Origin of the sequence: Burkholderia sp. TSV86 (genome assembly GCF_001522865.1) — a bacterium.
Lineage (GTDB): Bacteria > Pseudomonadota > Gammaproteobacteria > Burkholderiales > Burkholderiaceae > Burkholderia.
Window position 1 is genome coordinate 114,755 of the sequence record NZ_LOWB01000033.1, and the last position, 7,616, is coordinate 122,370.

The 7,616-nt window shown below is 60.2% G+C and carries 6 protein-coding genes and 1 pseudogene; 5 read left to right on the forward strand and 2 right to left on the reverse strand.

From position 1 onward, the window contains the following. Positions 1 to 58 precede the first annotated feature (58 nt). Together WS68_RS05985 and WS68_RS05990 are read left to right on the forward strand one after the other, a co-directional pair. Positions 59 to 991 (forward strand): family 2A encapsulin nanocompartment shell protein, encoded by a 933-nt coding sequence (locus WS68_RS05985; RefSeq protein ID WP_059569919.1) that lies wholly within the window; start codon positions 59 to 61, stop codon positions 989 to 991. Beyond that, positions 966 to 3,068: a family 2A encapsulin nanocompartment cargo protein cysteine desulfurase gene (locus WS68_RS05990; protein ID WP_082709821.1), complete on the forward strand. Its 2,103-nt coding sequence runs from the start codon at positions 966 to 968 to the stop codon at positions 3,066 to 3,068. The genes WS68_RS05985 and WS68_RS05990 overlap by 26 nt, the downstream gene beginning before the upstream one ends. A 92-nt stretch (positions 3,069 to 3,160) precedes the next feature. Here WS68_RS05990 and WS68_RS05995 read toward each other — a convergent pair whose 3' ends face one another. Beyond that, entirely contained in the window at positions 3,161 to 3,739 is a 579-nt protein-coding gene (locus tag WS68_RS05995; protein WP_059569920.1) for an RBBP9/YdeN family alpha/beta hydrolase, read from the reverse strand. Positions 3,740 to 3,856: 117 nt separating this feature from the next. On the opposite strand from WS68_RS05995, the pseudogene WS68_RS06000 reads away from it, so the two are divergent. The 3 genes and pseudogenes from WS68_RS06000 (at position 3,857) to WS68_RS06010 (ending at position 6,873) form a co-directional block, all read left to right on the forward strand. After that, positions 3,857 to 4,311: pseudogene (locus tag WS68_RS06000) on the forward strand (Lrp/AsnC family transcriptional regulator). 761 nt (positions 4,312 to 5,072) lie between these two features. Then, a complete protein-coding gene (locus WS68_RS06005; protein WP_231752952.1) occupies positions 5,073 to 5,984 on the forward strand; it encodes a M23 family metallopeptidase in 912 nt (303 codons plus the stop codon). A 403-nt stretch (positions 5,985 to 6,387) separates the two neighbouring features. Next, positions 6,388 to 6,873 (forward strand): bactofilin family protein, encoded by a 486-nt coding sequence (locus tag WS68_RS06010; protein ID WP_059569922.1) that lies wholly within the window; start codon positions 6,388 to 6,390, stop codon positions 6,871 to 6,873. Between the two features lie 260 nt (positions 6,874 to 7,133). On the opposite strand, the gene WS68_RS06015 is transcribed toward WS68_RS06010, so the two are convergent. Continuing rightward, the gene (locus WS68_RS06015; RefSeq protein ID WP_059569923.1) at positions 7,134 to 7,403 is read right to left on the reverse strand and encodes a hypothetical protein; all 270 of its coding nucleotides are present in this window, start codon (positions 7,401 to 7,403) and stop codon (positions 7,134 to 7,136) included. Positions 7,404 to 7,616 lie beyond the last annotated feature (213 nt).

A 7,616-nucleotide genomic window follows, 5' to 3' on the forward strand; every position in this document is an offset into this window, starting at 1 on the left:
CAAATGCATTCTCGTGATAAGCATTTCTCTTTTTGTTCTAAGAAATCCGGAGTTACCTATGTCGACGACCGTGGGCGCCCAGACGGCGCTCGGCGACAACGCAGCACGGCAACTCGCCAATGCCACCAAGACTGTTCCGCAGCTTTCCACGATTACGCCGCGTTGGCTGACGCATTTGCTGCAATGGGTGCCGGTCGAGGCCGGCATTTACCGGCTCAATCAGGTGAAGAATCCCGAAGCCGTGCGCGCCGCCTGCACCGCGCGGGAGGACGAAGGAACACTGCCGACCACATTCGTGCCTTACGAGGAAGAGCCGCGCGAATATTTTCTGAATGCCGTAAGCACGGTGCTCGACGTGCATACGCGGATTTCTGATCTATATAGCAGTCCGCACGATCAGATCAAGGAACAGCTCCGTCTGACGATCGAAACGATCAAGGAACTGCAGGAAAGCCAGCTCATCAACAATCCGGACTATGGACTCCTTGCGAATGTCGCTGAAGAGCAGCGCGTGTTTCCGCTGACGGGCGCGCCCACGCCCGACGACCTGGACGAACTGCTGACAAAGGTATGGAAGGAGCCCGCGTTCTTCCTCACGCATCCGCTCGCGATTGCCGCGTTCGGCCGTGAGTGCACGCGGCGCGGCGTGCCGCCGCCGACCATCAGTCTGTTCGGCTCGCAATTCCTCACGTGGCGCGGCATTCCGCTGATTCCGTCGGACAAGGTGCCGGTGGCCGATGGCAAGACCAAGATTCTGCTGCTGCGCGTGGGCGACAAGCGGCAGGGCGTCGTCGGCCTCTACCAGCCGGGCGTGGCGGGCGAGCAGGGGCCGGGGCTGTCGGTCCGCTTCATGGGGATCAACAATCAGGCGATCGCGTCGTATCTGATTTCGCTTTATTGCTCGCTTGCCGTCCATTCGCCGGATGCGCTGGCTGTCCTCGATGACGTGGAGATCGGCAAGTACCATGACTATCCGGACACCTACCGTTAATTCGGCGGCGAGCGCCGCCACCGCCACGCCAGTCGCGCGTGGGCCCTTGCCTGCGGCAGGTGTGCCGAACGCGGCGGTGCCGCTGTCCGATGTGGCCGTGCCCACGGCGACTTTGCCCGCGGGATTGCCCGATCCGGCCGCGCTTGCCCGGCTCGCGTCAGAGTTTCTGTCGGCGTTGCCGGGACAAGCGGCCGCGCCGGACGTGAGCGCGGGCAGCGGCGCGGTAGGCGGCGTACCGTCGGCGCTGCCGGCCGCCGCGCCGATCATCGCTTCAGTGTCGAACCCCGCGCCGCCAGGCTCGCCATTCGCTGGCCCAGGTGGCAGCGGAACCGGTGTGCCGGGCGTTGGCGTGCCGCAGGGCAAGGTGCCGGGCGCGAATCTCGTGCCCGCTCCGACGCATGTGCTGTCGCTTGGCAATCGCGCGCCCGCGCTCGTGCCGCATGCGGCCGCGCAGAACGGCCTGCCGGACAACGTGGTGTCGATTGCGCCAGCGTTGGAGCCGCGTGTCGGCGGCGTTGCGCTTGGTGTGCCGCCGGTGGACGGGGCTGCCTCGCAGTCGGCGCTCGCGCACGAAGCGCCGCCCGTCGCTGCGTCGCCCTATTACTTCGTCGATGATGCGTTGCACGGTTGGCATCGCGATGCGCAGCCAATCGGCGCGCCGCAGCAAGGTATCGCATCGCCGCAGGCTTTGGGTTTGCCGGACGACAGCGAGTTGCGCGAACTGCTGTCGATTCGTCGTCCTGATGCCGGGCGGCACGGCGCATCGTCGCGCTATTTCATTGATGATGCGCGGGCGGGCAACCCGCAAGCGCCTGCATCGGGCATTGTGCAGGACAACGCACTGCGCGGCGCTCATCCGCCGTTCGACGTCAACGCAATCCGCCGCGATTTCCCGATTCTGGCCGAGCGCGTGAATGGCAAGCCGCTGATCTGGTTCGACAACGCCGCGACGACGCATAAGCCGCAGTCGGTGATCGATCGCCTCGCATATTTCTATGCGCATGAGAATTCGAATATCCATCGCGCCGCGCATACGCTTGCGGGCCGCGCGACCGATGCCTACGAACATGCGCGCGAAACGGTACGGAGTTTCATCGGCGCAGCGTCGCCGGACGAAATCGTGTTCGTTCGCGGCACGACTGAAGCGATCAACCTGATCGCGAAGACGTGGGGTGTGCAGAACGTCGGAGAAGGCGACGAGATCGTCGTGTCGCATCTCGAACATCACGCGAACATCGTGCCGTGGCAGCAGCTCGCCGCGCTGAAGGGAGCGAAGCTGCGCGTGATTCCGGTCGACGATTCTGGCCAAGTGCTGCTCGACGAGTATCGCAAGCTGCTCAGCGATCGGACCAAGATCGTGTCGGTGACACAGGTGTCGAATGCGCTCGGCACGGTCGTGCCCGTGCGGGAGATCATCGAGCTTGCGCATCGCGCGGGCGCGAAGGCGCTGGTTGATGGCGCGCAATCGATCTCGCACATGCGCGTGGACGTGCAGGCGCTCGACGCCGACTTTTTCGTGTTTTCCGGCCACAAGATCTACGGACCGACGGGTATCGGCGCGGTATATGGCAAGCGCGCGCTGCTCGATGCGATGCCGCCGTGGCAGGGTGGCGGCAACATGATTGCCGATGTGACCTTCGAGCGTACCGTGTTCCAGCCGCCGCCAAACCGTTTCGAAGCCGGTACGGGCAATATTGCCGATGCGGTCGGGCTCGGTGCGGCGCTCGATTATGTGTCGCGGGTCGGCATCGAGAACATCGCGCGTTATGAGCACGATCTGCTTGCCTATGCGACGAGCGTGCTCGCGCCGGTGCCGGGCGTGCGGCTCATCGGCACAGCGCGCGACAAGGCGAGCGTATTGTCATTCGTGCTGAAGGGTTACGAGACAGAGGAGGTCGGGCAGGCACTGAACGAAGAGGGCATTGCCGTGCGCTCCGGGCACCACTGCGCGCAACCGATCCTGCGGCGTTTTGGGCTCGAGGCGACGGTGCGGCCCTCGCTCGCGTTCTACAATACGTGCGACGAAGTCGATGTGATGATCGACGTGATACGGAGGCTCGCCGCCCGTCGCGCGTAGGCGATGCAGCCGCAACGGTGCTTAACTTGCTTGACGCACACATGCGCGAGCGGCGGGCGATGGAGCTCGCCGCTCGCGTTTGATTTTTCCAGTCAGAAGGTTGTTCCACTTGGCGCGATATCGCCGATAGATTGCGCCGCATCGAAGTGCTGCAAGAGCCCATATCCTTGCGCCCAATCATCCAGCTTGCTGTCGGCGTTCAGATGCCCGCGTGCGCCGACGTCGACGAAAGCGCTACCCCATTTATTTGCCTGGTAACGCGCATAGTCGATGGTTGCGTAGGCATCGTCGTTGCTCGCGACCACGATGCTGCGAAAGGGTAGCCTCGTGGGTGGTGCGGGCGAAAACCCCGTGCAGAAGGCGCGAGGAAAGGCTGGTGCAGACGGATCGGGCACTGCCACGAGCAATGCGCCCCGGATCGCAACCGCATGCTGCGCGGCCCAGTGCGCGAGCGCGAGGCAACCGAGACTATGGGCGACGATGATCGTATCGGGGCCAAGCGCCTCGATTTCGCGATGGATTGCCGTCACCCATTCGTCGCGCACGGCATGCTGCCAATCGTCGACCTTCATGCGGCACCAGTGCCCCGGCTTCGTGGCCTCCCAGATGCTCTGCCAGTGCGTCGTCCCCGAATTGCCGTGACCGGGCACGATCAACACGCGTCGGTTCATGTGAGGTTCTCCTGAATGAGTATTGAGTGTAAAGGCGGATTGCCTTCGCCGGAAAGTTAAGCTAATGAAATCGACGCCGGCGGGCATGGAAACCGCGGAAATGACGGGTACGTACGAATGAAACCTAAGCAAGTCGAACTGGATCGGCTCGATTGGCGCATCATCGAGGCGCTGCAAGCTCACGCGCGTATAACCAATACTGAACCGGCAAGCGGATCGGACTGCCGCAACCGGCAGTCAGCGCCCGGATCAAACGACTGGAGGCACAGGGTGTAATCGAAGGCTATTCGGCGAGGATCAACGCCGCGCTGGTAGGGCGCGACATCTCAGCGTTGATCCGGATACGGACGAGCCATGCGCAGATTGCGAAGTGTCTGAAGGTATTCGCGACGATGCCTGAGGTTGTTGATGCGCATCGCATCACCGGCGATGATTGCATCGTTGTGCGTGTGGCGGTCCAACAGATGTGCCAACTGGAGGCGGTTATCGATGCACTGGCGAGATTCGGACCGGTGACGACTTCGATCATTCTTGCAAGCTATCCACCTAAGGCGATCGGCGAACCCAATTGAAACGATTCGCGCCGTTCTCTCTCGGCCCGTTGGCAAATATTGGTCCAGGCCGATTTGAGAGAGGCATCGCGAGTCGAAATGCCGCTTCCACTGGGAAGCATGTCTTTTTGTCAGGCTCCCGCCAATGAGCAGCACATTCGATATGCGTGAAAATCGGCTTGGAGGCCGAGCGCACGAGCTTTACCAATATCGATCAGGTTCGATCAGGTGATTGTGCTTCGTCTTATTATGAAGAGAGCGTCGATTTTCTTGTCGGTGCGGTTTTCTGGTTGTGAAGAAGATATAAGGTCTGCAAATTGGCATTTGAAATATTCGTGCCAGTGCTGGAAAGGGCATGCGGTTTTGAGCATCCGCTGATTTAAGCTACTTCTTGCCGCGCCACCAATGCTGAGGGATGATATTCTGCCTGCTGAGGCGCGTCACGTATTCCACCGTGATGCGTTCGCGGAGAAATGGAATTGTGCTGCTGTAACGCAGCAGTCCCGTCTGCTTGTTGCATTAGAGCGATCGTGCGTCTATTGTGTTTGCGCACGGTGTTGATGGAATGCGCACTCGTATTGGCCTGATTAAGCCATTAATGGCAGGGCAAAAAATCCCCCTGGATTATATGATTTATTTGTTTTGTTTTTGTGGATTTTATGGGGCAAGTGTTGATTGTTTGATTGTGGTTTTATTTAATTGAAAAAATAAAAATATAAGTGAGGAGTGCATTTATTCGGTAAATGTTGGTTGGGCATGAATCTCACGGATTGGGGGCGATATTGGTAAAACCTTATATGACCAGCGCGGACGCATTGACGGTGCTGCCTCGACGGACGTTGCGCCGCGCGTTTGCATTCACCGCTGGACTGGCGGCAGTGGCTGGACTGGCCATCGGTCTGGCGTTAGGTAGCCGGTGCTTGCATTCCGTTCCCCCGGTTGCCGGATCTGCCGATGGTGCGATGCAGCGCTATATGGCATCGGAACTTGGCCAACTCAGTGCGTCGCTCAACCAGATCGAACCGCGCATGCAGCGGCTCATGGTCGAGGTCGATCGGTTGCGGGATTTCGACGCACATTTGCATCGCGCATTTTCATCCCGCTCCGGCACCCGGAGCCAAGCAGGGCCTTGGGGCGGCGAAGGCGGCCCTGAACGGCCGCCTCAGGTCTGTACTGCACGGTCTAACAGCGTTACGGCGCTGGCGGAGCAAACTCAATGCGTACTGCAAACGCTTGCCGCGCTCGAAGCGGAACTTGGTCACGACCAAGTCGCGTTGGCGACTTATCCAGGCCGCTTGCCCATGCATGCAGCCAAGTTCGGCTCACCGTTCGGCAACCGGGTCGATCCGTTTACGCATCATTTGGCATTCCACCCCGGCCTTGATCTTGTCGCGCCCGCCAGCACGGCAATTCTCGCCACCGCCGCCGGACGCGTGAGTTTCTCCGGGGAGAAGCCAGGTTATGGCAAGGTTGTCGAGATCGATCATGGCCACGGTATTGTCACTCGCTATGCCCACGCATCGCGCTTGCTCGTACACGCAGGCCAACCCGTATTGCCGGGCGACGCGATTGCCGAGGTGGGTTCGACCGGCCGCTCCACGGGGCCGCATCTGCATTTTGAGGTGTTGCGCGATGGTACGCCGACTGATCCCGAAATGTATTTGACACTCTTCAATCATCATGCGCCCAGTTGATTTGGTTTCCTTACGACCGCTGAAGCGCCGGCGCGCACAGCAGAGGTATCGCGTGAGGCCGGTTCGCTCGCCAAGCGTGCTGCTCGCTATCATGTTCGGTCTTTGCATGGTATGCGCAGCGGCGGGAGGGGTGGTTGCGCGGTTCGTTTGGCCGTTGCCTGGCGCATCTTGTCCGGTAGCACCGCCTCGCGATGTGCTACAGGCCGAACTCGTGCGTGCGCAACTGGCACTCACGCAGGAGCGCGCATCAAAAGCAACCATCCAGCATCTGGCTGATGCGTCGGCTGCTGAACTGGCACATCTGAAGAACGATCTTCGTGTGCTGCGTAGTGTAGCCAGGCCGCGTGATGCGTCGGCGCGACGATGATGACGAGGCGCTTTGGCATTTCCCACGGAGATAATCATGTTTGGCAAAAGTAAATCGATCAATTCGATCTCGACCAAGACCAAGATCACGACGTTGATTTCCAGCGATGTGCAGATTGTCGGGGATGTGGAGTTTGGTGAAGGATTACGAATTGATGGTCGCATTACCGGCCATGTGGTCAGCAGGTCGGGTAGCCAGACGTTGCTGGTGGTGAGCGACCAGGGGACGATCGACGGGAACGTACACGGCTACGACGTGGTGGTGAACGGTACGATCAACGGAGATGTGACGGCTGAACACTTCGTGGAGTTGCAGCCACAAGCCCGTATTACGGGCAACATTGCATACCAACAGTTGCGAATGGATTGCGGCGCGGCCGTGGACGGCAAGCTGACGCGGCGCGAGAGCGCGCCAGGGGCGGACGCGGGGCAGCCGGCACGACTGTTACAGGCCGTTGCAGCGGACGATAGCGAGGGTCCAAGTCAAGAGGCACCGTCGATGGCGGACGAACTCCGTGTTTGATAAGGCTGCCGCGACTTCGAATGCTGCGGTGAATCGTGTTCAAGCTGCAACGAAGATAGTGCGGCTTGCCTCTATTCTCTTCATCCGCTGGAGCTTCCGATTACGCGGTCGTCTCTTTTGCCTGCCGAATAACGAATGACGAGAGCGGCCTGTGTGCGCGAGACAATGCTTTGATGAATCGCACAGGGGCAGGCGCCCGGCGCAACGCAGGGAATGTGGCAGCGCAGGGCGGCGTTTCAGCAAGCGGTTTGGTGCGTGGGTTATCTGCCCGCATGCGCTGCTAGATGCTGGCGAATCAACGATAGGTAACGATCGCCGACCGAATGATCGGTATCGTCGCGCTGAGCGGGATAGCGCAGCGAGATCGGCGGCCAGACGCCCAAATAACGGCATACGGCCGACAAATAGGGCTTGCGGACACGTCCCATGTGCCGCGCAGCGCGTTCGACGCGTTCATCACCGACTTGGCTGCGCAGCCACGCGAGGATTTGGCGGTCTGTTTCGTTGACGATGCGGACCAGGTGCTCCATCTCACACCTCACTGGCTATAAATACAGTACTGTTAATTTATCCAGTATTTGGTGTGTGTGCAACATCAATAAATGGGGTGCGAAGAATCGCAAGCGTGCCGGATCGCTTTTAAAGGATGTCGATACGAGAAGGAGCGTAAGCGGTCAATAAATGACGCCCTTCCCATGAGGGTCAGGAGGTCAGAAGCTAGGTGTCCGCGTGGACACCTGCAC

What these genes read in the sequence shown, in the direction of transcription:
- WS68_RS05985 (WP_059569919.1), top strand. Translation starts at nt 59, where the DNA reads ATGTCGACGACCGTGGGCGCCCAGACGGCGCTCGGCGACAACGCAGCA.
- WS68_RS05990 (WP_082709821.1), top strand. Translation starts at nt 966, where the DNA reads ATGACTATCCGGACACCTACCGTTAATTCGGCGGCGAGCGCCGCCACC.
- WS68_RS05995 (WP_059569920.1), bottom strand. Translation starts at nt 3,739, where the DNA reads ATGAACCGACGCGTGTTGATCGTGCCCGGTCACGGCAATTCGGGGACG.
- WS68_RS06010 (WP_059569922.1), top strand. Translation starts at nt 6,388, where the DNA reads ATGTTTGGCAAAAGTAAATCGATCAATTCGATCTCGACCAAGACCAAG.
- WS68_RS06015 (WP_059569923.1), bottom strand. Translation starts at nt 7,403, where the DNA reads ATGGAGCACCTGGTCCGCATCGTCAACGAAACAGACCGCCAAATCCTC.